Source organism: Tepidimonas sp. (assembly GCF_046292505.1).
Taxonomy (GTDB): domain Bacteria; phylum Pseudomonadota; class Gammaproteobacteria; order Burkholderiales; family Burkholderiaceae_C; genus Tepidimonas.
The window spans coordinates 1-1,060 of record NZ_JBKBQX010000119.1 but is presented as its reverse complement, the minus strand read 5'-3'; the positions used below and the strand labels follow the sequence as shown (position 1 = coordinate 1,060).

Genomic DNA, 1,060 nt, shown 5'->3' with positions numbered 1-1,060 from the left:
GTGTGCCGCATCACGACGACCATGTTCGGCCGCGTGGCCAGCGCCTGCCACAGCGCCTCGGCGTCGCTGGCGCGCGCCCACGGGCCGACGGCCAGCAGCACGGCGGCGGCCCAACCGGCGGCAGCCTTTCGCCGCACACCGCGGCGCTGCCGCGCAGGCACCCGGCCCATCCCGGGCACGGAAAAACCCATGCCGATCGGTGCGTTCATTTCAACTGCATCTCCACCAGCTCGGTCGTCGTGTGCGCATCGGGGCGGCCGTCGCGGGTCCATGTCTTGAGCTCCAGCTTCACGAAGCGCTTGGCTGCGGGGGCATACCAAAGCGTTTCCTCGTAACGTCCGGTGCCGGAGCCATCGAACACCCGCGTCCAAGAGCCCTTGCACTCGATGCGCACGGTGGAAAAGGTGCCGGCTTCGGTCTTCAGATCCTCCGTGGCCTTGGCTTCGCAGTCCGCATCGAAGTGGCCTTTGCCGTTGCGCCATGGCAGCTTGCTGAAGCTCCAACGCTCACCCAAGGCGGCGATCGGCATGCGCATCGGTCCGCCGCAGACCTCCTGCTCGCTGTTCTGCATGCGGCGGCAGGAGCGCTGGTCCAATGTCTGGTAGACGGTGCTCGGGTTTTCGGGTCCGGTCAGGTTGCGGTTGCGAAACATCAGCCGCTCGCCCTCGATGCGGGCAAAAATCGACTCGAAACGGGCCGTTTCGCGCCCGGTGAATTCGTCGACGTTGCGGTAAACCCAACGGTCACCGCGCTGCAGCGTGGGCGGTTCGATGGGCAGCACCTGCGCGCCCGCCGACGCCATCCACCCCGCCAGCGCCATGGTCACCGCGATCGTCCGGGCAGTGTCCGTCTGCGCTCGCATGGCCCATTTCCTCCTTGAGGGTTGAAGCGGCTGCGCCAAGTTTCGTGCGACGACGGTTGGCCGTCAATAGGTCAAGCCGACGGGGCACGGTGCATCCGCGGCGCCGATATCCGGTGCGGTCTCACCCCAACCCCCGCACCACCTCCAGCGCCTCCTCGACGCGTTCGACGCCGTGCAGCGCCAGGCCCTCGGTGGCGC

Annotated in this window: 2 protein-coding genes; both read right to left on the bottom strand. The window is 67.8% G+C overall.

Translation table 11 applies throughout. From position 1 onward, the window contains the following. The coding region (locus ACK4TH_RS12130) for a hypothetical protein (RefSeq protein WP_409626813.1) at positions 1–209 on the bottom strand (209 nt) is incomplete at its 3' end. Next, entirely contained in the window at positions 206–862 is a 657-nt protein-coding gene (locus tag ACK4TH_RS12125) for a hypothetical protein (RefSeq protein WP_409626811.1), read from the bottom strand. The genes ACK4TH_RS12125 and ACK4TH_RS12130, both read right to left, overlap by 4 nt. Between the last annotated feature and the right edge of the window lie 198 nt (positions 863–1,060).

What these genes read in the sequence shown, in the direction of transcription:
- ACK4TH_RS12125 (WP_409626811.1), bottom strand. Translation starts at nt 862, where the DNA reads ATGCGAGCGCAGACGGACACTGCCCGGACGATCGCGGTGACCATGGCG.